Source organism: Collinsella sp. CLA-JM-H32B, assembly GCF_040098065.1.
Classification (GTDB): Bacteria; Actinomycetota; Coriobacteriia; order Coriobacteriales; family Coriobacteriaceae; genus Collinsella.
In genome coordinates, this window is the sequence record NZ_JBBNNA010000004.1 from 37,174 (window position 1) to 63,767 (window position 26,594).

Here is a 26,594-nt window from a genome sequence, read left to right on the forward strand (position 1 = left end):
GGAGGTACGTCTCATGCAGGAAACTGATTCTCAGTCTCAGGAGCAGGCTACCGCCACCAAGGCCGCATCTGCTCCCGCGAAGTCCCGCACGCTGTGGGGCGACGCTTTTAAGCGTCTTCGTAAGAACAAACTCGCCGTTATCGGTGTCTGTTGGATCATCATCGTCGTTGTGGTTGCCCTGACTGCAGATCTGTGGGCTAAGCCCTGGCTCGGTTCCCCGACGGCTTCCGACTCGACCACTATGGCCGAGACGTCGCTGTTGGCTCCGTGTGCAGAGCACCCGTTTGGCACCGACGCCCTTGGTCGCGACATTCTCGTCCGCGTTATCTACGGTGCGCGCGTTTCGCTGTCCGTCGGAATTATGGCCACCGCGATCTCCACGCTAATTGGTCTGGTCATGGGTGCTCTGGCCGGTTTCTACGGCGGCATCTGGGATACGATCATCATGCGCTGTGCGGACATCTTCCTGGCGTTCCCGTACGTGCTGTTCGTTGTCGCCATGATCGCCGTTATCGGCCGTGGCCTTCAGAACGTCTTTATCGCCATCGGTATTCTCGGCTGGCCTTCGATTGCGCGCGTCTTCCGATCCGCGATCCTGACGGTCAAGGAAAATGACTATGTTGATGCTGCGCGCGCGATGGGTGCATCCGATGCTCGTATCGTCGTACGTCACATCTTCCCGAACTCCGTCGCCTCCATCGTGGTCTACGCGACCATGAACATTGGTGGCGCCATTCTGACCGAGTCCGCTCTGTCCTTCCTCGGCATGGGCGTTATTCCGCCTACGCCTTCGTGGGGCTCCATGATTCAGGACGGTCAGCAGTATCTTCTGACCGCTCCCTGGATGATGATCATGCCCGGTCTGGCAATTCTCTCGACGGTGCTCGCCTTCACCCTGCTGGGTGACGGTCTGCGCGACGCCCTCGACGTCAAGATGAAGGACGCATAAGGATGAAGAAGAACAAGAACTATGTGGACCTGAAGGACCAGCCGGTTCCTGAGGGCCAGCATCTGCTCGAGGTCGATGACCTTAAGATGTATTTCCACACCGAGGATGGCGTTGTTCGCGCTGTCGACGGTGTCTCCTACACGCTCGATCGCGGCGAGACCCTGGGCGTCGTCGGTGAGTCCGGCTCCGGTAAGTCCGTGACCGCCATGACCATCATGGGCCTCATCTCGATGCCTCCGGGAAAGATCGAGGGCGGTGACGTTCGCTATCGCGGCCGCTCCATCCTCGAAATGACCGAGGAAGAGATGCAGCACATTCGCGGCAACGATATCGCGATGATCTTCCAGGATCCCATGACCTCCTTGAACCCGGTCTATAAGATCGGCAAGCAGGTGGGCGAGGGCCTTCGTCTGCACCGTGGCTACTCCAAGCAGGAGGCGCTCAAGCGCGCTACCGAGCTTTTGGACCTCGTGGGTATCCCCGAGCCCGAGAAGCGCGTCAATGAGTATCCGCACCAGTTCTCCGGCGGTATGCGTCAGCGTGTCATGATCGCTATGGCTCTTGCCTGCGATCCCGATATCCTGATTGCCGACGAGCCCACGACGGCTCTGGACGTTACCATTCAGGCTCAGATTATCGAGCTCATGCAGGAAATGCAGGAGAAGAACGGCAACGCCATCATCATGATTACCCATGACCTGGGCGTCGTTGCCGATATGGCCGATAAGATCATGGTTATGTACGCCGGCCGTCCCGTCGAGTTCGGTACTGCTGAGGAAATCTTCTACGAGAGTCGCCACCCCTACACCTGGGGCCTTATCCGCTCCATCCCGGAGCAGGCCATCGAAGAGAAGAAGCCGCTTACGCCGATTCACGGCAACCCGCCTTCGCTCATGAACCTGCCTGAGGGCTGCGTGTTCTCGCCTCGTTGTCCCTATGCGACGGACAAGTGCCGCAAGCAGCGCCCCGAGCGCGTTGTCACCGAGTCTGGTCATTACTCTGCGTGCCACTACTCCGGTGACCCCGAGTTCCTCAAGAACGCTCCTGAGACGTCCCGTACGCGCAAGGATTCCAAGAAGGGAGGCGAGGCGTAATGGCAGATACCAACGAGCGTACTCCGCTGCTGAAGGTCGAGCACCTCTCTAAGGAGTTCCCCGCTGAGTCCGGCATGTTCGCCAAGCGCTTCTCCAAGCGTGTTGTCTCTGCAGTAAATGACATTTCGTTCGAGATTTATCCGGGCGAGACCTTTGGTCTGGTTGGTGAGTCTGGTTGCGGTAAGTCCACGACGGGTCGCACCATCATGCGCCTGACCAAGCCGACCGCCGGTAAGGTGTTCTTCCAGGGTAAAGATGTTGCCGAGATGAGCAAGCATGAGATCAAGGACATGCGTCGCGAGATGCAGTTCATCTTCCAGGATCCCTATGCTTCGCTCAATCCCCGTATGACCATCGGCGAGATCGTCTCCGAGCCCATGACCATTCATGGCGTGGGTACCAAGGAGGAGCGTATCGAGCGCGTCCGCGAGCTGCTGGACGTCGTCGGTCTGAATCCCGAGCACATCAACCGTTATCCGCACGAGTTCTCGGGCGGCCAGCGCCAGCGTGTCGGCATCGCCCGCGCGTTCGCTCTGAAGCCCAAGCTGATTATCTGCGACGAGCCTGTCTCTGCACTTGACGTATCCATTCAGGCCCAGGTTCTGAACCTTCTTAAGGAGCTCCAGGACAAGTTCGGTACCGCGTATCTGTTTATCGCTCACGACCTGTCCGTCGTGCAGCACATTTCCGATCGCGTTGCCGTTATGTATCTGGGTAAGATGGTTGAGGTTTCGGACTGGAAGACGCTCTACAGCGAGCCTCACCATCCGTACACGCAGTCGCTGCTGTCTGCCGTGCCGGTTCCCGATCCTGATATCCAGAAGACCCGCAAGCGCATCATCCTCGCTGGCGATCCGCCGTCGCCGCTGGATCCGCCGACCGGCTGCCGTTTCCACACGCGCTGCCCGATCGCGCAGGGCATCTGCTCCGAGAAGCTTCCCGAGTTTAAGGAAGTTGCCCCGGGCCACTGCTGCGCGTGCCACTTCGCCGAGCCGTTCCCGATTAAGGAATCGCACATCGACCTGTAGTCGGTTGTTTTCGTCCGGGCCCGCCCTGTTGTTACTTTTCAGAACGTCCTCGGACATGTCGGAAGTCCCGCTGCGCGCTGCGCGCTGCGGGGCTTCCTCCGTCCTGCGGGATGTTCTGAAAAGTAACAACAGGGCGGGCCCTGCGGTAACTCGGCAGGGGGAGCGCGATTCCTTGATCGCTCACTTAATCTAATGGGAAAGATAGCGAGGCCGGAGCTTTAGCTCCGGCCTCCTTATATAAGGGCTCGGCAAAGCCGAGCCGCTAAATTTGTATCAGCCCTCAGAACATGTTTGAGAACTGTGCCTGAAGTACGTATTTGCAGGTCCCGAATCGGTGTTGCCTCCCGGCGCATTCCGCAGGGGGAGCGATATTTTGCAGCACGAAGTGCGTAGCAAAATATCGCTCATGCCCGAGGACGCGCCGGGAGGCAACACCGATTCGGGACCGGAAATATAGATCTACCTGCTCATTTACAAATTCGTAAACTTTTTTCAAAAAAGTGCTTGCACAGTTCTCGAATCATAGGTTATTATCTTCCTCGTTGAACGCGCGGGTCCGACAAAACGAACCGTGAATCAACAACATAGCATGTCGGAGTGGCGGAATTGGCAGACGCGCTAGCTTGAGGTGCTAGTGACCGCTTTTTGGTCATGCGGGTTCAAGTCCCGCCTCCGACACCATCGCATTTGAGAAGCCTCTTCGGAGGCTTTTTTGTTACCGATAGACGGTGGGGTCCACGATGGAAACGCTTGAACGCAACGAGTGGGCAGACGTTGCCCAACTAGTCGAGATCACGAGCGATGCTGTCATCATCTGCGAGCTCGACGGAACCATTCTGCATGTGAATAATCGCTTACTTGGTTTGATGTGCGAGGAACGCGCCGACGTCATCGGTGGAGATGTTAAAGACGTCCTGTACTCGTCCGCTTTTGAACGTGCGACGGAACATCGTCTGCCATTTGAAACTGATGGCTCCGAGAACGAACTGATGCTCAAGCTGAGTGACGGCTCCTTTATTCCCGTCTTGGTTCGCGCAGGTTCCGTTACGCCTCCGCGTATCTTTGGACGTCGTGCACCGCGTGTCCTGGTGGCGCTTCACAGCATCGAAGAGCAGTATTCCCACGATCGTCAGCTCAAACGTGCGCTATCGGAGCTTAGGGTGGCGAATAAACGCCTTTCGGGTACCCTTTCGGTCATTATGAGTACCGTGGGCTCCGATGAGCTCCCCAGCTTGCTCGATACCGTTTTGAATCAGCTCGTTGGAACGCTCGATGCCTCCGGTGCGGCTATCTATTTTTCCGAGAGCGGCGGCTTTAAGCTCCGCGGTGTTTCTAGGGAGCTTGAGGATAGCTATCTGCCCGAGTTTATGCCGTACGGCGCGGGCATTCCGACCTACGTGCTTCGCGAGTCGCGTGCCTGTCGCCTGTCGATTCAGCAGGACCTTGAGGGCGACCGGGTTGCTTCGGGTATGTTCATGGATTTGGACAATCGTTCCAAGCACTTGCTGCGCGTGCAGGATATGCCCCCGTATCGCAGCGAGATCTGTCTTCCCGTGTTTTACGGCACGCAGGTCCTTGGCGTGTTGGAAGTTGGCTGGAAACGCCCCCAGGCGCCACTTGCCTATGACGTGAACGTGCTCGAGGTCATCTGCGATTATCTGTCTATTCAGCTGGTCGGCATGGCGTCGAGCTTACGTTCGCGCCGCACGGCGGAGCTCGGCCGCTCGCTCAATTTGCTGCGCGACGAACTGTTTACCTATCTCGATGATCCCGTTGCCGCCTCGCGAGCGGTGTCGACGGAAATCTGCACGGTGCTCAATTGTCATTTCTGCCCCGTGGAGTATGATGCGGGCCTCGAAACCTATGTCATCGATTTTGAGGGCGGCAGTCGTGTGGCGCTGCCGGACGATCCGGAGTCACTCTTCTTTTCTGTCACGGCGCCAGCAGCGCGCCTGGGGGCAGCCCCCGACGGGTTTGAGACATCGGTGTTGGGCGGGACGAGCGCTGACGACCTCAAGCACGTGCGCCTTACACGTGTGGACGAATCCACGTCTATGGGTTCATGGTTGAGGGCCCACGGCCTACCGTGTCAGGGGCTTTATGTCGACTCCGGCATCGAAGCGGGGCGCTACCACTCGGAAGCGGATGGCAAACGAAGCAACGATGCGATTGTTCCCGCTGATATCGCCAAGGGGCCGACGAGGCGCGCTTTGCTGCTCCGCGATGGCAGCCAAGAACCAATTGACGACCTTGAATACGACTACCTGGTGCATCTGGCGCATGACTTTGAGCTGATCTATGAAGGCGAGTCTCAAAAGCGCGAAGAGCGTCATATCGCTCAGACGCTTCAGATTGGCATGAGAAATTCGCTTGGTGACGTTCCGGGCATTGCAACCGATTCGGTATACCTATCGGCAACGAATTCTGCGTTGGTCGGCGGCGACTTCTATACGCTTGTCCGTCTTCCCGACGATTGTGCCGTAATGATTTTGGGCGATGTATCCGGCAAGGGGATTGAGGCGGCGTCGATGTCGGCGCTCGTCAAGACGGCGCTGACGGCCTATGCCTGGGAGGGTGCAGGGCCTGCCCGTATGGCACGCTCGCTCAATAGCATGCTCATGGGCTTTTCGAGGGTCGAGACGTTTGTGACGGCGTTTATCGCCAAGATCGATCTTAAAGCGGGCCGCGCTACTTATTGCTCTGCGGGACATCCTCCCACTATGGTCATTAGGCCGTCGTCGACGCCGCGTGGCGGCGGCGAGACCTGCGGGGGAGAAGTGGAGCTCCTTGGGTGCCAATCGGGCGTGATCGGTGCCTTTGAGAGCATGGTCTACGAGACGGGCGTGTTTACATTCGCTCCTGGTGACATGCTATTTATGTATACCGACGGAACAATCGAAGCACGTGATCGCTCGGGTGCTTTCTTTGGCGAACAACGCCTTCGCGACCTTCTGCTCTCTGTCTCGGGTGAGGGCGTATCGGGAATCTGCGGCAAGGTCTTGGGCGAGCTTGACCGCTTTACCGAGTCGGCGCTGGACGATGACATCGCGCTGGTTTCCCTTGAGTTTTTACGGGGTCGATCGTAGGTCACGACGCCTGACGGGCGAAATCTGCGCGGTTGCAGATACGTGTGCATCGAGCGAGCTCTTTTGGGGAACCATGGTCGTATGAATGAGTGGAATGACATAGCGGTTTTGACGCCACCGGGCGATATCGACATCGCCTCGGTGCCCGCACTGCGCCGACGGTTGGATAATTTGATCGACCGGGGCGTGCGTCGTGTTGTCATCAATTGCCAGACCGTGGGCTTTATCGACTCGACGGGTTTGGCGTTTTTGCTTACACGTGCTAGAGAGCTTATGAGGCATGAGGGGCTGCTTTCGCTCGTTAACGCCTCCGATGAGGTCGTTCGCTTTTTGGAAATTGCCCGACTTGTTGACATCCTTCATGTCGCGGGCCCGGCGCGGGAGTCGATTCCCGCCATTCCGGTGGGGGAGTTGCCGCGATGGAGCAAGAGCGTCGAAGTGCAGCGAGGCATCGAGAATCTCCCGTATTATCGGCATCGTGTGGCCGAGCTCCTCGAATCGCTTCCCCTGAGGCGTGATGAGCGCTATGACGTCGCATTGGCGTTGGGTGAGGCATTGGGTAACGCATATGACCATGCGGGCGGTGTTGGCTGCATCCTGACGGTTCAGGCCTATGGGGACCGTGTTGTGCTCGAGGTGCTTGATCGGGGCGCTGGCTATTCTATCGATGGGGCGAGCGAACCGGTAACATCCGAGGAACGCGGACGCGGTATCAAGCTTATGCGTATGCTCGTCGATAATGTGGAAGTTGCCCGTCGTACAGATGGCGCCGGCACACGTGTTCGGATGGTGAAGCTGTTTAGCTCAGCATTGGAATCGTGTGCTTAGGGTCTTGGCTTGGCGCTATTTACCTGCATGAACTTGCTTTGAGCAACTTTTTTGAAAAAAGTACTTGCGTCTTTAGGACAACTCGCGTAAATTAATAACCCGCAAGCGGACATGGCTCAGTTGGTAGAGCACAACCTTGCCAAGGTTGGGGTCGCGGGTTCGAGCCCCGTTGTCCGCTCCATTGCATTTCCGGACCGTCTCAAGCGGTCCTTTTTCGGCGAAGTGGCCAAGTGGTAAGGCAGAGGCCTGCAAAGCCTTTACCCCCGGTTCGAATCCGGGCTTCGCCTCCAGGCAACATCCGGGCGCTCCGGCGCCCGTTTTGTTTTACATATGCGGACATGGCTCAGTTGGTAGAGCACAACCTTGCCAAGGTTGGGGTCGCGGGTTCGAGCCCCGTTGTCCGCTCCAAGCGCAACAGCCCGACTACTACGGTAGCCGGGCTTTTTCGTACCCATCACATTGGCTCGAACTTTTTTCAAATTATTGGAAAATAGTTCTTGCATTCGGGTGGATCATCCCGTATATTAAATCCTCGCAGGCGGACATGGCTCAGTTGGTAGAGCACAACCTTGCCAAGGTTGGGGTCGCGGGTTCGAGCCCCGTTGTCCGCTCCATTTGGGCGTTTAGCTCAGGGGGAGAGCGCTTCCCTGACACGGAAGAGGTCAGAAGTTCAAATCTTCTAACGCCCACCAAATGTTCGCAGTCCAGAGGCTTTGCTTCTGGACTGTTTTGTTTTATGCCGCCAAACATGCCAGCAAATTTTGATCCAAGGTCTGTATGCGATGGTCTTCGTGTCCCGTAGGGGTGCCGGCAGATTGCATACGTCCTGGCCGAGCGTGACCGCAACATGTTGGTCAAGCATAATCTTTTGGATTCTTTTGGCGTGAGTGGCTTGGTTTTAGTAGGATTTGTCAGTGGCTTGACTAAGGGGGTTTTATAGCTGCCATGCAGGTAGCCGTGTTGGTAACGTTTTACCGACTTGTCAAATACCCCTCATTTATAATGCGTCTGCAAAATGACTAATTGCTTTGACCTGCTGAAACACTATATGTTGTGTTTGACCTAAAAAAAGAATACAGGATATAGATGCATCTTTGTCGTATGATAGATGGCGGACAGAGAACGAAGACCTTAATTGCCTCTTTTGAACGTGTCCTTGAGCCGCTTGATCGGCTCCTGGGAATGTCCGCATAGAGGCTTATGGTTTATCGAGAACACAGATTGCGCGACGGCGCCGTAAGACAGGGGCAAGCCCTGCCGGGCATCGTTTGGCTCTGAAGCGCAATGAGGCTACGACGCGAAAGAGGCAAGAGGATGAAGATCATCAAGCGCAGCGGCACCGAGGTTGTCTTTGACATCGATAAGATTGTCAATGCCATCCGCGCCGCTAACTTGGAGGTCGAGGAGAGCTCTCGTCTAACCGACCGCCAGGTGGTTTATGCGGCGCAAAACGTCGCCGAGGCATGCGAGAACGCGGGCCACACCGTTTCGGTCGAGGAGATCCAGGATTTGGTCGAGGACGAGATCATGCGTCTCGACTGCTACGAGGTTGCCCGCCACTACATCATCTATCGCTATGTTCAGAGCCTGAAGCGCCAGAAGAACACGACCGATGACAAGATTCTGTCGCTGATCGAGTGCAATAACGAAGAGGTCAAGCAGGAGAACTCCAACAAGAACCCGACCGTCAACTCCGTTCAGCGCGACTATATGGCTGGCGAGATTTCCAAGGACCTGACCCAGCGCGTGCTGCTGCCTCAGGAGATCGTGGATGCCCATAATGAGGGTCTGATCCATTTCCACGATTCGGATTACTTTGCCCAGCATATGCACAACTGCGATCTGGTGAACCTGGAGGACATGCTCCAGAACGGCACTGTTATTTCGGGCACGCTGATTGAGAAGCCGCACAGCTTCTCGACCGCCTGCAATATTGCGACGCAGATTATCGCCCAGGTTGCTTCCTCCCAGTACGGCGGCCAGTCCATCTCGCTGACCCATCTTGCCCCCTTTGTTGAGGTGAGCCGTCAAAAGATTCGTGGCGAGGTCGCCCGCGAGCTCGAGGAGCTCGGCGTTTCCGCATCTCCCGAAAAGGTTCGCGAGGTCGTTGAGGATCGCCTGCGTGACGAGATCCGTCGCGGCGTCCAGACGATTCAGTATCAGGTCGTGACCCTTATGACCACCAATGGCCAGGCGCCGTTCGTGACGGTCTTTATGTATCTTAACGAGGCCCGTACGCCTCAGGAGAAGCACGACCTTGCCATGATCGTGGAGGAGACGCTTCGCCAGCGCTACGAGGGCGTTAAGAACGAGGCCGGCGTGTGGATTACCCCGGCATTCCCCAAGCTTATCTATGTACTCGAGGACGATAACGTTCACGAGGATTCCCCGTACTTCTACCTGACCCAGCTGGCTGCCAAGTGCACCGCCAAGCGCATGGTGCCCGATTACATCTCCGAGAAGAAGATGCGCGAGCTCAAGCTGTCTAAGGGCGAGACCGCCGGCAACGGCGATTGCTACACCTGCATGGGTTGCCGCAGTTTCCTGACGCCCGACCGTTCGGGCAACGGTTTTAACAACGTTGCCAACGCGCTGAACTACGACCCGAACAAGCCCAAGTACTATGGTCGCTTTAACCAGGGCGTTGTGACCATCAACCTGCCTGATGTCGCACTGAGCTCGCACCAGGATATGGACAAGTTCTGGAAGATCTTCGATGAGCGCCTTGAGCTGTGTCACCGTGCCCTGCTGTGCCGTCATGAGCGCCTGATGGGTACACTTTCTGACGCCGCGCCGATTCTTTGGCAATACGGCGCCCTGGCGCGTCTGAAGAAGGGCGAGACGATCGACAAGCTGCTCGTGGGCGGATACTCTACGATCAGCCTGGGCTATGCCGGCCTGTATGAGTGCGTTAAGTACATGACGGGTCACAGCCACACCGAGAAGGAGGGCACGCCGTTTGCCATGGCCGTCATGCAGCACATGAACGACAAGTGCGCCGAGTGGAAGGCCGAAAGCGATATCGACTTCTCGCTGTACGGCACCCCGCTTGAGTCGACGACCTACAAGTTTGCTAAGTGCCTGCAGCGCCGTTTTGGCATTATCCCGGGCGTGACGGACAAGGGCTACATTACCAACAGCTATCACGTCCATGTGTCCGAGGAGATCGACGCATTCGACAAGCTCAAGTTCGAGGGTATGTTCCAGCAGCTTTCGCCGGGCGGTGCCATCTCCTACGTCGAGGTTCCCAACATGCAGGACAACCTCAAGGCTGTCATTCGCGTGATGCAGTACATCTACGACAACATCATGTACGCCGAGCTCAACACCAAAAGCGACTACTGCCAGGTGTGCGGCTACGACGGCGAGATCAAGATTGTCGAGGACGATGGCAAGCTGGTGTGGGAGTGCCCCAATTGCGGCAACCGTGACCAGGAGAAGATGAATGTCGCTCGTCGTACGTGCGGCTACATCGGTACCCAGTTCTGGAACCAGGGTCGAACCGAGGAGATCCGCGACCGCGTGCTGCATCTCTAATAACTATCCCAGGCTGCCCCGTAGCGAGGCCCCGGACCTTTACTCGCTATTTCGGACAGTCCTGGCTCACGACGGAGGCGCCACTGGCGCCTCCTGTTCGTGCGGAACTCATATCGAGTAAAGGTCCGGGGCCTCGCTACGGGGCAGCCAAGTTGACGTAGCTGAGATGCAGCATGCGGTCTGCTCACTCCTCGAAGTTCTTAGCGGAAATAATTCGAGCTGCAGCTGCGATTTACTTGTGATGGCGGTTGAGCCGCAACCCAGTTTTTATTGGACCTCGAACCCTATGCTCGATGTTCGCTTCGTTCATTGAGTTACCCTTTGCATGAGGCCGGGACATATCGTCCCGCCCGCAGTTTCGCAGGCCGAAGGCCGAGAATGTTTGAGGACGGGAAGATATGTCCCGGCCTCCCGGGAGAGTTACTTATGAACTACGCGAACATTAAGTATTTCGATATTGCTGATGGTGAAGGCGTTCGTACTTCTCTGTTTGTGAGCGGGTGCCGCCGTGGGTGCAAGAATTGCTTTAACTCTGTCGCGTGGGACTTTGCTGCGGGCGAGCCGTTCGATCGCGCCGTCGAGGATAAGATTATCGAGAGTCTCGATCATCCCTTTATCGATGGCCTGACGATTCTGGGTGGCGAGCCTATGGAGCCCGAGAATCAGGCGGGGCTTGTTGACTTTATCGAGCGCGTGCGTGCGGCCTATCCTGCTGGGTCGGGCAAGACCATTTGGTGCTTTACCGGTGACGTGCTCGAGGAGCTTATGCCGGGTGGCCGTCATCATACCGAGGTGACGGACCGTATCCTGGCCTGCCTCGACATGTTGGTGGACGGCCCGTTCGTTCAGGATCTGTACGATATCTCGTTGCGCTTTAGGGGCTCGAGCAATCAGCGCGTGATCGACATGAACGCCACGCGCGCTCGTGCTGCACGTGAGGGCGTTGCGCTTTGCGATGCTGTGGAGCTTTGGCGGGACGATCCGGTCTATTCGACCCATACTATGTAGCTGGCAGAGGTTGCGTGCCGGCGTGGTACCATAGCGCGAACGCGAAATCGAAAAAAGTGAGGCCCAGATGGTCGATCAGGAAAAAGTCGAGACTGCCATTAAGCTGCTGCTTGAAGGTATAGGCGAGGACCCAACTCGTGAGGGCCTGCTGGAGACTCCGGCACGCGTCGCCCGTATGTATGGCGAGATTGCCGGCGGTATGGACCAGAGTGCCGAGGAGCACCTGTCCAAAACTTTTGCCGTCGCTTCGAACGATTTGGTTATCGAGCGCGACATTACGTTCTACTCGCTGTGCGAGCATCATCTGCTGCCGTTTTATGGCAAGGCCGCCATTGGTTATATCCCTAACGGTCGGGTGGCTGGACTTTCCAAGCTCGCCCGCACGGTTGAGGTCTATGCCCGCCGTCTGCAGCTGCAGGAGCAGCTGTGTGCGCAGGTTGCCGATGCTCTCATGGAGTATCTCGCTCCCCAGGGAGCGATTGTGCTCATGGAAGCTGAGCATATGTGCATGACCATGCGTGGCGTGCAAAAGCCCGGCACCAAGACCGTGACGCTCGCTCGCCGCGGCATCTTTGAGACCGATCCGTCGCTCGAGGAGCGATTCTTTAGGATGCTGGACCGCTAACCATGAGAGCCGTTAACGACTTTGCATCGAAGACCGATGAGGGAACGCCGCGTCGCGGTTTTATGGCTTCGGGCCTAGCCCCCTTTGGTGCCATGCCTCGTATCGATTACATCTGTGCCAACGGCCTGTTCCGGCGGCACCTGGGCAACATTGCACAGTTGGAATCGGGGCGTATCTTCTGCCGCCACGGTATTGACCATCTGCTCGATGTCGCTCGCATTATGTGGATCAAGAATCTCGAGGAACAGCTCGAATTTGACCGCGAGGTCATCTACGCCACGGCACTTCTTCACGATATCGGCAAAGATGAACAGTATGAATCGGGTATATCCCATGATGTTGCAAGCGAACGTGTCGCTGATGCGATTCTCGGCGGCATGCCCGATGACGTAGCGTTTGAGCCGGCCGATGCTGCGGCCATTAAGACGGCCATTCTGGGCCATCGAAAGCTGCGCGTGAACAGCCAACCGCTCGAGCGTCTGCTCTATGCAGCCGACAAAGCGTCGCGCGCCTGCTTTGCATGCCCCGCGCGCAATGCTTGCAATTGGAGCGATGATAAAAAGAACCTGTCGATTCGCGTGTAGTTAGTTTGCGCGGTCGGGGTTCTAAACGAAGGAGACGATCGCGATGAGTAACAAGAAACTGCCCGAGAATGCAACCAAGACTGAAGGCGCCGAGCTCGCCCGCCGTGGAAGGGGCGAAATATCCACCGCAGCGGCGGTGCCCCACGTGAGCTATGACGACCTGCGCCATGCTGACCGCATTACTATCGACGGTCTCGAGGTCTTTGCCAACCACGGTGTGTATCCCGAAGAGAACACGCTGGGCCAGAAGTTCATCGTGTCCTTGGTGCTCTATGCCGACCTGCGTGCAGCAGGGGAGCACGACAACCTGGATGCCTCGATTGATTACGGCTCGGTGTGTCACGATGTCGACGGATATCTGCGCGAGCATACGTTTAAGCTCATCGAGGCTGCAGCCGAGGGTGTGGCCCAGATGCTGCTGCGTCGTTACCCCCTGCTGCTTGGCGTGCGTGTTAAGCTCGATAAGCCTTGGGCTCCCGTCGGTCTTCCCCTGGCAAGCTGCGGCGTCGAGATCGAGCGCGTGCGCTAGTCGACGCTAGAGCTTGTTGAGGGGTGGCCGCTTGAGCCGCTGCGACAGAGCCCTATTGTTGGGGCAGTACGTGTCGAGCAGGGCGTGAAACCGCTGATTGTGGCTTGGCTCGAGCAAGTGAACGAGCTCGTGGGCGACAACCATGTCGAGGCATTCGACAGGGTAGGCGGCGAGCTCGCGCGCGATGCGAATGGCGCCGGTTTTGGGTGTGCATGAGCCCCAGCGCGTCTTCATACTGCGTACGGAAACGCGGGAAACGGCGATACCCATTGCGATTTCGTATGCATGCACCATATCGCGCAGCGCTGTGGTGACCTCGGATGCATAGAGCTGGTCGATGCGGGTCTGGAGCTCATCGGGCGTCAGGCCGTCGAGGATTGCGCGCCGCTCGGCCTGTAGGCGTTCGTTCGATTTGTCGGCGCCCATAAAACTTGCGAAGGTGGCCTGCTTGGGCCGCGGTGCGGGCGATGCAAAGTTGTGATCGAGCGCATCTTGTACCGTGATGGGCTTGCCCCAAAGCGCAATGATGGACGAGGGACTGAGCGGCTCTCGCGCCGTCGCCTGATGTTGCTCACGCTGGTCAAGTCGGCTGATAATCCAGGCGCTGTTGCGCTTCACAAACGCTTCGATACGCTCGCGGCTGGCGCCGAGCGGTGCGCTGGCGTGGGCCTCACCGCTCGATGTGACGCGTAGGTTGAAGTTCTTGACGCGCTTTTTGGTAACGACGACGGGGATGGATGTGCCATCCGGTCGGGATACGGTAATCGTAAATTGCTGCGTCAAAAGCGGTCCTTCAGATTGGGGACGGGCCGGCATGTCGACCGTTCGGCATACCGGCCCGCTCAAGGGATGTGAAATTAATAGCGCTCAAAGAAGGCAAGCGCGTTGTCGCTGCAGAGCTTTTGCATCACGGTCTTGCCAAAATGCTTGGAAAGCATGTTCTGGAACTCGGGCATCTTGCTGGCATCGGAGAGGAAAGCGGGCACCGTGGCACCGTCCCAGTCGCCGCCGAGCGCGATGGCGTCCTCGCCGCCCAGGTCGAGCCAGTGCTCGATATGTGCCGTCAGCTGGTCGAAGGTGACGTCTGCAGCGGTCTCGTCGGTTGCGTCGTTGGAAAGGAACTCGCTGCAGTAGTTGAGGCCGACGATACCGCCCATGTCGCGAATGGTGCGGAACTGGTCGTCGGTGAGATTGCGCTTGACGCCGCAGACGGTGCGGGAGTTGGAGTGGCTGGCGACGAAGGGGCGCGTGGCGTGGGCGACAACCTCGTCAAAGCACTCATCGTTGAGGTGGGAGACGTCGAGTACCATACCGGCGTGCTCCATCTGCGTAAGTGCCTCGATGCCGGCGGCGGTGAGGCCGGCGTGGGTATCGTGCCCGCTCGCGAGCGGTCCCTGCGCGTTCCAGCTGAGTGACGACATAAGCACGCCCAAGCTCTTGAGCACCTCGATCAGCGCGGGGTCCTCGGCAAAGAACGTGGCGTTTTCGATGGTGTGGATGCAAGCGACCTTGCCGTCCTTGAGCGCGGGGCGAATGTCTGCGGCGCTGCGTACGTTGACCATGAGGTCGTGGTTGAGCATTGCCTGGCCGCTCATATGCGCCATGATTTGCGCCTGGAAGCGCGCGGCGTGGGCGGCGGGAATCTCGTCGGGGACAAACGTGGCGAAGCACTGTGCCCACGGCGTGTTGCCGATCTTTGCGAGCGAGATGGCGCAGGCGTTGCCCTCGATGAGATCGAAATCTTGCGGATGCGTTTCGTCGCCGGGGAAATAACCGTCGGTGCCGGCGGTAAAGCGCAGGTCGAGATCGAGCGTGGCCCAGCCGATGCGGTCAGCGGTGTCGCAGTGTAGGTCAAATACGGGATATGCCATGGTTCCTCCGGTTGCAGCGTTTCTTTGCAAACTGTCATTGAATTGTATGACTAGGGTATAGTTAGCGCCATATGTTCATGGCGGCCCGCGTTGTGCGCCGCCCTTATTACGGAGGTTACCATGTCCAACCAGGGCAAGAAGGTCAAGACCCATTATCGCGGCACGCTCGATGACGGCACGCAGTTCGATAGCTCCTACGATCGCGGCGAGCCGCTGGAGTTCACCTGCGGCGCCGGTCAGATGATCAAGGGCTTCGACGCCGCTGTTGTCGACATGCAGGTGGGCGAGAAGAAGACCGTGCACATCCCGGCTGCCGATGCCTACGGCGAGCACAATCCCGAGATGGTTATTACCTTCCCGGCCGAGCAGGTTCCCAACATCGAGCAGATCGAGAAGGGCATGAAGCTCTTCCTGTCCACGCCGAGCGGCATGCCTGTCCCCGCCGTCGTCATTGACGTGACGCCCGAGGCCGTGACGCTCGACGCCAACCACGAGTTGGCCGGCAAGGACCTCAACTTTGATATTGAGCTCGTCGAGGTCGAGGGCTAGAGCATGCCTGAACGCTTGGTTTCGACGACATGTTTGGGAAATCTCAACGATCCGTCCTATGAACTCCTGCTTCGCCGGGAGCTGGGCGGTGTCTTTGAGGTCGATGAGCTACTGCTCGATTGGGACCAGGCTGATGTATGCGTGTTTGTGGGCGTGACGGAGCTGGGGCGCACGATCGATGTTCGGCTGGATGCTACCGACGGTGGTCGTCTTGCCGACGGCGACGTGCTCGCCATTGACCGTTCGGGCGTGGTGCCCGTGGCGGTTGTCGTGCGCCTGCGCAGCGCCGAGGTTTATTTGGTCGAAGTCGACCGCATGGATCCGATTGCGCTCGCGCATGCGTGCTGGGAGATCGGCAACATGCATGCGCCGCTCTTCCGGGGCGACTCGGACGAGCATACCGTGCGCATGTATACGCCGGTGCAGCCTGTTTTGGGCCGCATGCTCCGGGGTATCGAGGGCGTTCGCCTCTCGGTGGTTACCCGTGAACTCGATACGGACCGGCGCTTTGCGTCGAGTGCGGCGGAGGTCGTCGTTAGCATGGCTCCGGACTTTACCATCGTAAAGAAGGCGCGCGGTTAACGTGCGTATGAGTAAGACGGACTTTGAGAGGCAGCTATTCAAAGTCCGTCTTACTGTTGATGAGGTGCTTTGGGGGAAAGCATATGGGTCTTGAGGGAATCAAGCTGATTGCATGCGATTTGGACGGCACGTTGCTGCATCCGGGGGAGCGCGAGCCGCGTTCCGAGGCCTTTGAGCTTATCGATGAGCTACATCGTCGCGGTATCGTGTTTATGCCGGCGAGTGGTCGTCAATATGCGAGCTTGCGCTACCTGTTTGCCCCGGTGGCCGATGAGCTCGCCTATGTATGCGAAAACGGAGCCCTGGTGATGAGCGAGGGGCGTGCCGTGGTCAAGCGCTCTATGGAGCGTAGCCTTGCTATGGATATCGCGAATGCTGTGGTTGCGTATCCCCATGCCGACGTGACCCTTTCGTGTGAGGGACACCTCTACACCATGAGCGGCAACGATGCGTTCGTCGACCATTTGCGCTATGAGGTCCACTGCGACGTGGCGGTGGTCGACCGTCCCGAGGACATCGACGAGGACGTCATTAAGATTGCCTTCCAGACGCCCGAGGTGGATCAGCCGGCGGCGCTGGAGCATTTTGAGCGCCTCTTTAGCGACCGTGTCGACGTGATGACGTCGGGAACCGAATGGACGGACTTTATCGGTTTCGGTTCGGGCAAGGGCTCCGCGCTTGCCGATTACGGTCGTGCCCTGGGGATTTCACCCGATGAGATGATGGCGTTTGGCGATAACGAAAACGACCGCGACATGCTCAACGTCGTGGGCCATCCCTATCTGATGGAGAGCTGCAACCCCTCTATGCGTGGCATTAACGACCGCGTCCGCTACGTGCGCACGGTCGAAGAAGAGCTGCGTCGTCTACTTGCTGAGTAGACATTTGGGACATGTCTAGAAATCTACTTTTTGCTGCAAAGTGCGGAAAGGTGGATTTTAAGGCATGTTCCAAACATCTACCGACAGTCAGGGCAGAGACCCTCGAAGATGGTGTAGTGCGACGTGACGTGCCAGCCGATTTGCTCGGACGCCTTGGCGTCGAGCTGGGCATCGAAGGGGAGCGGTACGTCGATGACGCGGCTGCACGAGGTGCAGATGATATGTGCGTGCGGCTCGATGGTGCGATCGAAGCGACTCCCGCCCGGCGTCTTGATCGAGAGGATTTCTCCGGCATCTGCCAAGAGATTAAGATTGCGGTAGACCGTACCGCGGCTGATTTTGTCATCCTGCGCGCGCACGACGTTGTAGATTTCGTCGGCGGTGGGATGGTTATAGCTTTGGCGCACGGCGTCAAGAACCAGCTTTCGCTGCCTGGTATTCCTTCTTTGCACCGCCATGCGCCTCGCCTCTTTTCTACTAACGGTCGTAGGTAAATGATACCGTATTTAGCACACAATACTAATAATGAGGAGTGAAACCGTCTTCATTGGCAAGTGGGGCTCGGACCTGGGCGTCTACGAGGCGAAAACGCGTCCCCATGCGCTCGTAGGAGGCATGAAGCGCCTCGAGATGAGATAGGATGTTTGCCGGAGCTCCCTGTATCTCCATCTCGACTGAGCCGTCTTCCATGTTACGCACCCAGCCGGTGAGCGCGCGTGCCTGCGCGAGGTTGGTGTTGGTAAAGCGAAAACCAACGCCTTGGACTTGCCCCGCCCAGCGCAGGAAATAGCGCAGGGGAGTGTCTTGAGTGACCCCGTCGCTTGCGAGCACAGTAAGCCTGCGGCGCAGCTCGAGCTCGACGTTTGACGGCTTTTGAGGCTCTCGACTGCCGCTGGTGACGCTGGAGAAGAACGTATCGAAGAAGCCCATCGCTATGCCTGCTTGCCTGCGTCGGCCGGGAAGGTTATGCCGGCCTGCTGGCGCACGGCATCCATGATGCGCAGTGAGACGAGCGTGACATCGCGGTAGTGGCCAAGCTCGTGGCGTCCCGCCGGGGTCTCCCAAATCTCTTCCTTGACGTTATCGATGCCGCCGATGGCGGTGATAAAGTCTGTGAGTTCGTATTCCATGGTGTTGCTCGATTTGGGCAGGTCGAGCACGCGGCCGTTGTCGCCCTGTTCGCGCGGTGCCTCGGTCGCTGAGCCGCGTACGACATCGCCGCGATAGTCGATGCGGACGTTGCGGGGCGTGGACAGATGGTCGATCTGGATAGTGCCACGCTCGCCTTCGATCTGCGAGGGCAGCAGGTCATTCGTAATTTTGGAGTGCGCGAGCTCGACGGAGATGCGGCCACCGCCGTAACTGGCGAGGATAGAACCGCAGCCGTCGATGGGGCCGTGCGTGAGCTGTCGCGTGGTGGGGTCGAGCAGAGTAGCCATGCTCGTAAGGCCGGAGGGCATGCCGAAAATCTCGACCATGGGCTCGACGGTGTAGACGCCAATGTCCATGAGGGAACCCGATGCCATATTGCAGTCGAAGATATTGGTGGAGCGTCCCGCGAGAATCTCGTTGTAGCGCGAGGAATACTTGCCAAAGCGCAATGAGGCACGACGAATGGGCGCAATCTCGCCCAGGGCGTCCTCGATGGCGTGGAAAGCGGGGTCATGGAGCGGGCGCATGGCCTCGAGGGCCACGACACCTGCTGCCTCGGCAGCGCGGAAGACTTCCAGCGCCTGCGCCTCGGTGGCGCAGAAGGGCTTCTCGACGATGACGTGCTTGCCACCGGCGATGCAGGCAAGGGCCTGCTCGTAGTGAAGTGCGTTGGGGCTGCCGATATAGACGGCGTCGACGTCGGCAGCGGACGCAAGCTCGTCAAGTGCGGTGAAGTTACGCTCGCCGCCGTGCTTAGCGGTGAAGGCGGTGCCGCGATCTGCGTCGCGCGAGAGCGTGCCCACAAACGCGGCTTGGTCGTTGGCGTTGACGACCTGGATAAAGTCGTCGGTGATCATGGATGTGCCGATGGTCGCGATGCGCAGCATACGTCCCCCTTGCGTTGTTTGGTCTACAGGATGAGTGTAGCGCGTGGGGATATAAAGCTGCGCGAAAATGCTATTACAGGTCGTTCTCGTTAAAGCCGGTGTCGATATCGAGGTTGGCTCCGTCGGCCGCGGTGGTGGCGAGCTCGTCGCAGCGCTCATTGAGCTCATGGCCGGCGTGACCCTTAACCCAGATGAACTCCACTTTGTGCTTGCTCTTTGCGGTGAGCAGACGCTCCCACAGATCGCGGTTCTTGACAGGCTGCTTGTTGGCGGTCTTCCAGCCGCGTTTTTTCCATCCGTCAATCCAGTGCTTGTTGAAGGCGTTGACGACGTACTGCGAATCGGAATGGACTTCGACGTCGCAGGGGCGGTTGAGCGCCTCGAGTGCCACGATGACCGCCATGAGCTCCATGCGGTTGTTGGTGGTCTTGGCGTAGCCGCGCGAAAGCTCGGAGGTGAAGGTCTTGCCGGCGGGGTTGGTGTATTTGAGCACGGCGCCGTAGCCGCCGCGTCCCGGATTTGATCGGGCCGAGCCGTCGGTATAGATGATGACCTTCACATGGTTCCTTTCGTTGGGTACGTTTCGTGTGAGTGACCATTGTAGCGCCATGCCCGCCGGGGGCTAGCAATCTACGATTTCTACCCCGTCTTCCGACAGTTGGTTGGCATGGATGATGCGGTTGAGCTCGTCGAGGTATTGCTGCAAGAGGGGAGAGGGCTTGCGGTCGTCATGCATGATGTAGCCCACATGCATCGTCGGGGCGTCTGCCAGGGGGATCGAGGCCATGCCCCACTGCATTTCGCTGGAGAGTACGCCGGTCGACAGCGCATAGCCGTTCGAGGTGATAAGCAGGTTGGTGAGCGTCCCGCGGTCGGATACGCGGATATTGCGGTTGCAGGGAATATAGCTAAACGGTTCCTCGGCGTAATAGAAGGAGTTCGAGGTGCCCTGTTCAAAACTATAGCGCGTATAGGGTGTGAGGTCGGCAAGGGACAGTTGCGGGCGGCGGGCGAGCGGGTGGCGTTCGCTGACGAACACGTGGACTTTCGCATCAAAGAGGGGATGAAAGCTCGCTCGGGCATCGGTAAAGGCCTTCTGCAAGACACGGGTATTAAAGTCATCCAGATAGAGGATGCCGATATCGCTGCGAAACGCGCGCACGTCGTCGATAATCTGCGCTGTGGTGGTCTCGCGCATGATGAACTCGAACTTGCTGTCGCGGCAGCGCTCGACTACGTTGACAAAGGCCTCGACCGAAAAGGCGTAGTGTTGGGCGGAAATGGCGAGGCGGGCTTGCGGGGTGCCGCCGTCCTCGTAGCGGGCCTCGAGCATGTCGGCCTGCTCTACGACCTGGCGTGCATAACCCAAAAGCTCGGTGCCGTCGTTGGTGAGTGCAACACCGCGGCTGGAGCGCGTAAAGATTTCGATATGAAGTTCCTGCTCCAGGCTTTTGACGGCATTGGAGATATTGGACTGCGCCGTATAGAGGCGCTGGGCTGCGGCGTTGATCGAACCGGACTCTGCCACGGCGATCATAAAGCGAAGCTGCTGGAGGGTCATCGGCGCCCGTCCCTTCGATAGCTATCTATAAAACCGATAACAGGTTAGCGCTTTTAAGTGATTGACCGAGGGAAACAATGCTCGTACTATTCAAAACACACAAAGGCGGTAGGTAATTAAGCCAACCACGGAACCGGGATGCGAAAGGAGGCCCGCATATGAATTGCTTGCCAAGACGAATGCCGGGCTCCTGTTTGCGCCCGTCGGCGTGATCAGGAGACAGCGACTTACTTCTCTCTTTTTATTTACTTTTGTTCGATCAAGGAGACCATCATGAGCCAGTTCATTAACAACCCCGAGCACACCTTTGGTTTCGATACCCTGCAGCTGCACGTTGGCCAGGAGAGCGCCGATCCTGCATCCGACTCCCGTGCCGTGCCTATCTACCAGACCACGAGCTATGTGTTCCGCAACTCCCAGCACGCCGCCGACCGCTTTGGTCTTGCCGACGCCGGTAACATCTACGGCCGTCTGACCAACTCCACCCAGGGCGTCTTCGAGGACCGTATCGCCGCCCTCGAGGGTGGCATGGCAGGTCTTGCCGTCGCCTCCGGTGCTGCTGCCATCACCTATACCCTGCAGGCTCTTGCCCAGGCCGGTGACCACGTGGTGGCTCAGAAGACCATCTACGGTGGCTCCTACAACCTGCTGGAGCATACGCTCTCCCAGTTTGGCGTCGAGACCACGTTTGTCGATGCCCATAACGTGGAAGAGGTCGAGGGTGCCATCAAGGACAACACCACGGTCATCTATCTCGAGACGCTCGGCAACCCCAACTCCGACATCCCCAACATCGACGCCATCTCCGAGGTCGCCAAGAAGCACGGTCTGCCGGTTGTCGTCGACAACACCTTCGGCACCCCGTATCTGTTCCGTCCGCTGGAGCATGGTGCCAACATCGTCGTCCACTCCGCAACCAAGTTCATCGGCGGCCACGGCACCTCGCTGGGCGGTGTGATCGTCGACGGCGGTAACTTCGATTGGAAGGCGAGCGGAAAGTACGCCCAGATCGCTGAGCCCAACCCCTCCTACCACGGTGTTTCGTTTGCCGAGGCTGCCGGTCCCGCCGCCTTCGCAACCTATGTCCGCGCTATCCTGCTGCGTGACGAGGGCGCCTGCATCAGCCCGTTCAACGCCTGGGCCCTGCTCCAGGGCACCGAGACCCTGTCGCTGCGCGTTGACCGTCATGTCGAGAACACCAAGAAGGTCGTTGAGTTCCTGGCTGGTGACAGCCACGTCGCCAAGGTGAACCACCCGAGCCTGCCTGAGCACCCCGATCACGAGCTCTATCAGAAGTACTTCCCCCGTGGCGGTGCTTCGATCTTTACCTTTGAGATTAAGGGTGGCCAGGAGGCAGCTTGGAAGTTCATCGATCATCTGCAGGTGTTCTCGCTGCTCGCCAACGTGGCCGACGTCAAGTCACTCGTCGTACACCCGGCTACCACCACGCACTCCCAGCTCTCTGCCGAGGAGCTCGCCGAGCAGAACATCACGCCCTCCACGATCCGTCTTTCCATCGGTACCGAGAACGCCGAGGATATCATTTGGGATTTGAAGCAGGCCTTCGCCGCGCTGGACGAGTAAGGCGACTTGTGCAAGGACCCCTTGCGACTCGATAGGTATAACTGCATAAAACGCCTGCTCAAGGCGCCTGTGCGCACAATGGTTGCACAGGCGCCTTTTTTGCATAGAGAGGGTGCAAAAACAGGGTTTTTGACACGATTTATGCATTTGAGTTGTGGAAAACTCCTGTTGAGAGGATGTGAGTTTTACGCAATTGACGTGCGCCTTTTGAGTAAAACCGCAGGTCGCGATTTGCTCGGGGTACTATGCAGCGCGATCGAATCACACGCAGCCCAAACGCAGCAAAAACGCACTACGGAGGTTTCCAGCTACATGAGGATCGATTCACGAAAACCGAAAGCCGCCGCCCTTTCCGCCGCTCTGACCGTGGCACTTTTGGCGGGCGCCGGCGCAACTGATGCCCACGCGGCAACACTATCCGATACGGTTGGATCTACGCCGTCCGAGGCGACGCTGGTGCAGCCCGTCGACTACCGCGGCGACGGTTATGGCTCTATGCAGGAGTGGAACGCCTCGATGGGGGCAAAGCGCGATTCCCTGGAGATGCGCGCTCAGATCATTATGAATATGTATGGCGACTATGCTACCGATGACGAGCGTGCTGTGTTGCAGAACTGCATCGACGGTGCGGGTAGCCTGTTGACGATGGGGGAGGTCGACGCCAAGTCGACCGAGCTCGACGAGCTTCGCTCCACGCTTGAGGATGCCAAGCGCGAGGCGCTCGAGGCTGCCGCAGCCGAAGCCGAGGCCGCTGAGGCCGTTCAGGCTTCGTATTACAACGCCGGCTCCGGCTCGTCTTACACGTCCGCTGCGTATTACGCGAACGGCTCGGGCCTGACGCGCTCGAGCGGCGTCAATAACTATAACGGCCGCCGCGAGACTTATTACAGCAGCAACGTGTTGTATCACCACCGCACGGGCGAATGGACGCAGGATTCCGAGGGCTTTTGGCGCGATTCCGATGGCTACTACGTCGTGGCCGCGGGTGATAAAGCTCAGGGCTCCACGTTTACCGGTTCCAAGGGCGAGTGCAAGGTCTATGACTCCGGCTGCGCAGCCGGAACCACCGACTACTACACTGGCTGGTAATTTTTCTGCATCACGGATATTTGGCGGATGGGCGTCTTTACCGAGCTTTAGGGCAACGTAAGGACGCCCGTTCTATGTATGCGTTTGAGCTAACAGAGCCCTTACCGTGGCAGTACGCCGCGCATATGGGCGCGGGGCACACTAAGTCACGAGAAGCAAAGTCTTTCTCGTGGAGGAAGTGGTCCCATGAACGCTCGAGATGTCGCTATTGCCGTCGTTGCCCTTTTGATCGGATGTCTTGGTCCGGCGGTGGCGTTAGCTGCCGGCTTGCAGTCCGCTACGGGCGCCGCTCCTGTGGTTGTGGGCGCCTTGATTGCAGCGGCGCTGCTGGGAAGCGCCGGCGTGCTACTTTGCCGCGATGACGAGGACGAGGTTCCGGAATCGCAAAATAGGCCTCAGTTTTAGCCTCGAGCCAAATGCAACAGGCCTTCGCGAAGACGGAATCCTCGCGAAGGCCTGCCTGCTTGTATTGCGCGCGTCGCGATGCGGCCGAGGCTACCAGCTGCTTTCTATTTCGCGAATCCTCTGGTAGAGCCAATCGTTTTGAGGCACTTGGATATCGTGTTTGACGGCCAGGCGGCAAATGGTGCCCGCGAACTCCTCGACTTCGGTTTTTCGTTGCGCGATGCGGTCCTGCGCCATCGAGGGCATACCGGTGGGGTCGATTCCCTCGATGAGGTGCACCATCTGCGTCAGGTCTGCCTCGGTCAGCTCAATGCCCTCGGCGTTGGCGACCGCAAGCGTTTCGCGCATGGCAGAAACAAAGCAGCGACGCTGCTCGGAGCCCGGCTCCGTGGCGCTTCCGTAGGTCCCGCCGTAGGCCATGCACGTCTGGTTGATGCCGTCGTTGAGCATGAGTTTGGCCCACATGCGGTGCGCAATGTCGCTCTCGACGGTATGGGCGATGCCGCAGCGCGTGTAGAGCTCGTCGATGGCGGTGACGGTTGCGGGCTCGGTGCCGGCCGCCGCGCCAAAGCGGATTTCGCCCGCATTGGTAAAGGTGAGCTCTCCGTTGAGGAACACGGCGTCCATGCCCTGGCAAATACCAAGAACGGTATGCTCCCAGCCAAAGCGCTCGGCAATCTTCTGCTCGCTCGTAATGCCGTTACACAGCGAGGCGATGAACGTATTGGGCCCCACGACGCGCTCCATAGTCTTGAGTGCTTGGTCGAGGCCGGTCGTCTTGACCGTGAGAATGACCAGGTCGGCGGGCGTTGCCTCGCTGGCGCGGACGGACTTGAGCGCACAGGGCTTGCCGTTGACGGTGAGCGCATCGCCTGCGTGACGCTCAAAACGGGCGTCATCCATAACGTATTCGACGGCGTCATTGCCGAGGGCCTTGGCAATCATGCTGCCGTAGAGCAGGCCGACGCCGCCCTTGCCGATAAAGGCGACCTTGTTGATCTGCATGTGAATCATCTCCCCATATAAAAGGCGCCCGCGTAAGGGGCGCCTGATGGATTGTATGTCGCCGGGGCGTTTGGTAAGCGCGCGGGGCTGCTGTTATGAAAAAGAAACTATTGCACTGTGCGCTTATGCCGCGGGACAGATCACAAAAACGCGCGCAGGGTGTACGACGCCATCGCGCACCTTGGGGAAGGTGCAGAAGATGACAGCGCCTGTGGCGGGAAGCTCGTCCAGATGGTCTATGACCTCGATCTGGCAACGGTCGACCGAGAGGATGTATTGTTCTCCGGGATAGGGGTAGGCGTCCTCGCGCGTGGTCACGCTCGCCTCCTTTCATCGGGCTTTTTGCTGGTGTTAAAGCGGTGCCGTGACGGCTCGATTTCTGCTACGTTACGATACGTTCTCGATTACGATTCCAATGTGTTTCGACGACGTGACCATTGTGTTTCGCCTCATTAGGGCTTCGAGGGGAGAGGAGGGGCAGTGCAATATCGCGTTGACCCCAAAAGCGGCAACCGTATCTCGGCGCTGGGGCTGGGTTGCATGAGGTTTCCCGGTGCGCCGGGACACCCCGATGCGAAGACGGCCGATGCCATCATTTCCCGTGCGGTGGAGCAAGGAATAACCTATCTGGACACGGCCTATCTCTACCCCGGTAACGAAGCTTGTGTGGGAGCTTCGCTTGAGCGCCTGGGTCTACGCGACCAGATTTTGCTCGCGACCAAGTTGCCGCACGCTTCGTGCAAATGTGCGGAGGATTTCGACCGCTTTTTTGACGAGCAGCTGCACCGTTTGCGGACTGACCATATCGACTACTACCTCATGCACAACATCACCTCGCCCGTGCAGTGGGAGTGCGTGGCAGCGTTGGGTATCGAGGACTGGATTGCGCACCAAAAGGCTGCGGGGCGTATTCGCCAGATAGGTTTTTCGTACCACGGCAGTGCGGCGGACTTCCTTACGATGCTTGACGCGTACGACTGGGACTTTTGCCAGATCCAGTACAACTACGCTGGAGAGCGCTACCAAGCGGGAACGGCGGGACTCATGGCAGCCGCCGAGCGCGGGCTCGCGGTGTTTGTGATGGAACCGCTTTTGGGTGGACGCCTGGCGGGCAAGCTGCCTCCGCGGGCCCGTGCCGTGCTCGATGGCGTACGCGATCCGTACCTGAAGACACCGGCTGCTTGGGGCCTTTCGTGGGTGTGGAATCATCCTCAGGTCACGATGCTGCTATCGGGTATGACCGATACCGCGCAGGTGGACGAGAACGCGGCATTGGCGGATCGCGCACTGCCGGATTCGATGACGACAGAGCAGCTCGATACCATCGCACGTGTGCTGGGAGAGTTTGAGAAATCGAATCGCGTGCCCTGTACGGGGTGCGGCTACTGCATGCCGTGCCCCAAGGGCATCAATATTCCCGGTTGCTTTGGCGCCTACAACGCGAGCTACGCGCATAGTTGGTTTACGGGGCTGTCTCAATACTTTACGGCGAGCGCGGTGCGGACGAACGAGCCCAAGCTAGTGAGCAATTGCGTCAAGTGCGGTAAATGCGCACGTCACTGCCCGCAGCACATCGATATCCCCGAGCGTCTCGACGATGTGCGCCGACGTTTCCAGCCTGGCCCCGTAACGGCCGCGCTTAAAGCTTTTTGCAAAACGCGCTCCTGATGCCCCTTTTATAAGTTGCGGTGGAATAGTTCCTGTTTGCGGCAAAATAGGGCTTAAACAGGAACTATTCCACCGCAACTGAAGGGGGCTGT

At 58.4% G+C, this 26,594-nt stretch carries 26 protein-coding genes and 6 tRNA genes; 23 read left to right on the forward strand and 9 right to left on the reverse strand.

All coding sequences use genetic code 11. The features are described from left to right. The first annotated feature begins 13 nt into the window (after positions 1–13). The 16 genes from AAA138_RS03920 (at position 14) to folB (ending at position 13,268) form a co-directional block, all read left to right on the forward strand. Complete coding sequence (locus AAA138_RS03920; protein ID WP_035138881.1) at positions 14–949, forward strand: ABC transporter permease; 936 nt, start codon at positions 14–16, stop codon at positions 947–949. Between the two features lie 2 nt (positions 950–951). Continuing rightward, complete coding sequence (locus AAA138_RS03925) at positions 952–2,043, forward strand: ABC transporter ATP-binding protein (protein ID WP_022094887.1); 1,092 nt, start codon at positions 952–954, stop codon at positions 2,041–2,043. After that, positions 2,043–3,071 carry a dipeptide ABC transporter ATP-binding protein gene (locus AAA138_RS03930; protein WP_022094888.1) on the forward strand — a complete coding sequence of 343 codons (1,029 nt, stop codon included), beginning with the start codon at positions 2,043–2,045 and terminating at the stop codon, positions 3,069–3,071. The genes AAA138_RS03925 and AAA138_RS03930 overlap by 1 nt, the downstream gene beginning before the upstream one ends. 591 nt (positions 3,072–3,662) lie before the next feature. Further along, positions 3,663–3,752: transfer RNA gene (locus AAA138_RS03935), tRNA-Leu, on the forward strand. 59 nt (positions 3,753–3,811) lie between these two features. Continuing rightward, positions 3,812–6,157, forward strand: coding sequence for a SpoIIE family protein phosphatase (locus AAA138_RS03940; protein ID WP_349089653.1), 2,346 nt, complete (start codon positions 3,812–3,814; stop codon positions 6,155–6,157). An 81-nt stretch (positions 6,158–6,238) separates the two neighbouring features. Continuing rightward, on the forward strand, positions 6,239–6,985 hold the full coding sequence (locus AAA138_RS03945; protein WP_022094395.1) for an anti-sigma factor antagonist: 747 nt from the start codon (positions 6,239–6,241) through the stop codon (positions 6,983–6,985). A gap of 105 nt (positions 6,986–7,090) precedes the next feature. Continuing rightward, a tRNA-Gly gene (locus tag AAA138_RS03950) sits at positions 7,091–7,166 on the forward strand. Between the two features lie 35 nt (positions 7,167–7,201). Then, a tRNA-Cys gene (locus tag AAA138_RS03955) sits at positions 7,202–7,275 on the forward strand. A 42-nt stretch (positions 7,276–7,317) separates the two neighbouring features. Further along, a tRNA-Gly gene (locus AAA138_RS03960) sits at positions 7,318–7,393 on the forward strand. 130 nt (positions 7,394–7,523) lie between these two features. Then, positions 7,524–7,599 (forward strand) — tRNA-Gly (locus AAA138_RS03965). 3 nt (positions 7,600–7,602) lie between these two features. Next, a tRNA-Val gene (locus AAA138_RS03970) sits at positions 7,603–7,677 on the forward strand. 622 nt (positions 7,678–8,299) lie between these two features. Further along, a complete protein-coding gene (nrdD, locus tag AAA138_RS03975; protein ID WP_195239173.1) occupies positions 8,300–10,522 on the forward strand; it encodes an anaerobic ribonucleoside-triphosphate reductase in 2,223 nt (740 codons plus the stop codon). 426 nt (positions 10,523–10,948) lie between these two features. Next, positions 10,949–11,530, forward strand: a complete 582-nt coding sequence (gene nrdG, locus AAA138_RS03980; protein ID WP_349089655.1) for an anaerobic ribonucleoside-triphosphate reductase activating protein — start codon at positions 10,949–10,951, stop codon at positions 11,528–11,530. 67 nt (positions 11,531–11,597) lie between these two features. Continuing rightward, complete coding sequence (gene folE, locus AAA138_RS03985; RefSeq protein ID WP_349089656.1) at positions 11,598–12,155, forward strand: GTP cyclohydrolase I FolE; 558 nt, start codon at positions 11,598–11,600, stop codon at positions 12,153–12,155. Positions 12,156–12,157: 2 nt separating this feature from the next. Further along, positions 12,158–12,739 carry an HD domain-containing protein gene (locus tag AAA138_RS03990; RefSeq protein ID WP_227790063.1) on the forward strand — a complete coding sequence of 194 codons (582 nt, stop codon included), beginning with the start codon at positions 12,158–12,160 and terminating at the stop codon, positions 12,737–12,739. 43 nt (positions 12,740–12,782) lie between these two features. Then, a complete protein-coding gene (gene folB, locus AAA138_RS03995; RefSeq protein WP_349089657.1) occupies positions 12,783–13,268 on the forward strand; it encodes a dihydroneopterin aldolase in 486 nt (161 codons plus the stop codon). 6 nt (positions 13,269–13,274) lie between these two features. Here folB and AAA138_RS04000 read toward each other — a convergent pair whose 3' ends face one another. Together AAA138_RS04000 and AAA138_RS04005 are read right to left on the reverse strand one after the other, a co-directional pair. Beyond that, complete coding sequence (locus AAA138_RS04000; protein WP_022094402.1) at positions 13,275–14,051, reverse strand: SprT family zinc-dependent metalloprotease; 777 nt, start codon at positions 14,049–14,051, stop codon at positions 13,275–13,277. Between the two features lie 74 nt (positions 14,052–14,125). Next, positions 14,126–15,139, reverse strand: coding sequence for a membrane dipeptidase (locus AAA138_RS04005; RefSeq protein WP_349089658.1), 1,014 nt, complete (start codon positions 15,137–15,139; stop codon positions 14,126–14,128). Between the two features lie 120 nt (positions 15,140–15,259). On the opposite strand from AAA138_RS04005, the gene AAA138_RS04010 reads away from it, so the two are divergent. From AAA138_RS04010 to AAA138_RS04020, 3 genes are all read left to right on the forward strand, one after another. Next, positions 15,260–15,688, forward strand: a complete 429-nt coding sequence (locus AAA138_RS04010; RefSeq protein ID WP_055286916.1) for a peptidylprolyl isomerase — start codon at positions 15,260–15,262, stop codon at positions 15,686–15,688. Between the two features lie 3 nt (positions 15,689–15,691). Beyond that, entirely contained in the window at positions 15,692–16,270 is a 579-nt protein-coding gene (locus tag AAA138_RS04015; RefSeq protein ID WP_349089660.1) for a hypothetical protein, read from the forward strand. Between the two features lie 83 nt (positions 16,271–16,353). Next, positions 16,354–17,151, forward strand: coding sequence for an HAD family hydrolase (locus AAA138_RS04020; protein WP_346976752.1), 798 nt, complete (start codon positions 16,354–16,356; stop codon positions 17,149–17,151). A gap of 77 nt (positions 17,152–17,228) precedes the next feature. Here the strand turns inward: AAA138_RS04020 and AAA138_RS04025 are convergent, their stop codons facing one another. The 5 genes from AAA138_RS04025 to AAA138_RS04045 all read right to left on the reverse strand — a co-directional run bounded on the left by AAA138_RS04025 (position 17,229) and on the right by AAA138_RS04045 (position 20,751). Further along, the gene (locus AAA138_RS04025) at positions 17,229–17,609 is read right to left on the reverse strand and encodes a transcriptional repressor (protein WP_172677978.1); all 381 of its coding nucleotides are present in this window, start codon (positions 17,607–17,609) and stop codon (positions 17,229–17,231) included. A 61-nt stretch (positions 17,610–17,670) separates the two neighbouring features. Beyond that, positions 17,671–18,081, reverse strand: a complete 411-nt coding sequence (locus AAA138_RS04030) for an acylphosphatase (RefSeq protein ID WP_271760110.1) — start codon at positions 18,079–18,081, stop codon at positions 17,671–17,673. Positions 18,082–18,083: 2 nt separating this feature from the next. Continuing rightward, entirely contained in the window at positions 18,084–19,190 is a 1,107-nt protein-coding gene (locus AAA138_RS04035; RefSeq protein ID WP_271760111.1) for a Gfo/Idh/MocA family oxidoreductase, read from the reverse strand. Between the two features lie 73 nt (positions 19,191–19,263). Beyond that, positions 19,264–19,800 (reverse strand): ribonuclease HI, encoded by a 537-nt coding sequence (gene rnhA / locus AAA138_RS04040; RefSeq protein ID WP_271760113.1) that lies wholly within the window; start codon positions 19,798–19,800, stop codon positions 19,264–19,266. Positions 19,801–19,812: 12 nt separating this feature from the next. Further along, positions 19,813–20,751 carry a LysR family transcriptional regulator gene (locus tag AAA138_RS04045; RefSeq protein ID WP_349089661.1) on the reverse strand — a complete coding sequence of 313 codons (939 nt, stop codon included), beginning with the start codon at positions 20,749–20,751 and terminating at the stop codon, positions 19,813–19,815. A 273-nt stretch (positions 20,752–21,024) separates the two neighbouring features. Here AAA138_RS04045 and AAA138_RS04050 point away from each other — a divergent pair, with 273 nt between their 5' ends. The 3 genes from AAA138_RS04050 (at position 21,025) to AAA138_RS04060 (ending at position 23,829) form a co-directional block, all read left to right on the forward strand. After that, on the forward strand, positions 21,025–22,335 hold the full coding sequence (locus AAA138_RS04050) for an O-acetylhomoserine aminocarboxypropyltransferase/cysteine synthase family protein (RefSeq protein WP_349089662.1): 1,311 nt from the start codon (positions 21,025–21,027) through the stop codon (positions 22,333–22,335). 312 nt (positions 22,336–22,647) lie between these two features. Next, positions 22,648–23,424 (forward strand): hypothetical protein, encoded by a 777-nt coding sequence (locus AAA138_RS04055; RefSeq protein ID WP_271760119.1) that lies wholly within the window; start codon positions 22,648–22,650, stop codon positions 23,422–23,424. A 186-nt stretch (positions 23,425–23,610) separates the two neighbouring features. Continuing rightward, positions 23,611–23,829 carry a hypothetical protein gene (locus AAA138_RS04060; protein WP_271760121.1) on the forward strand — a complete coding sequence of 73 codons (219 nt, stop codon included), beginning with the start codon at positions 23,611–23,613 and terminating at the stop codon, positions 23,827–23,829. Between the two features lie 90 nt (positions 23,830–23,919). Here the strand turns inward: AAA138_RS04060 and AAA138_RS04065 are convergent, their stop codons facing one another. Continuing rightward, a complete protein-coding gene (locus AAA138_RS04065; protein ID WP_271760123.1) occupies positions 23,920–24,834 on the reverse strand; it encodes a ketopantoate reductase family protein in 915 nt (304 codons plus the stop codon). A gap of 123 nt (positions 24,835–24,957) precedes the next feature. Further along, positions 24,958–25,152 carry a hypothetical protein gene (locus AAA138_RS04070; RefSeq protein ID WP_349089663.1) on the reverse strand — a complete coding sequence of 65 codons (195 nt, stop codon included), beginning with the start codon at positions 25,150–25,152 and terminating at the stop codon, positions 24,958–24,960. Positions 25,153–25,314: 162 nt separating this feature from the next. On the opposite strand from AAA138_RS04070, the gene AAA138_RS04075 reads away from it, so the two are divergent. After that, positions 25,315–26,502, forward strand: a complete 1,188-nt coding sequence (locus tag AAA138_RS04075; protein ID WP_271760127.1) for an aldo/keto reductase — start codon at positions 25,315–25,317, stop codon at positions 26,500–26,502. Positions 26,503–26,594: the final 92 nt, after the last annotated feature.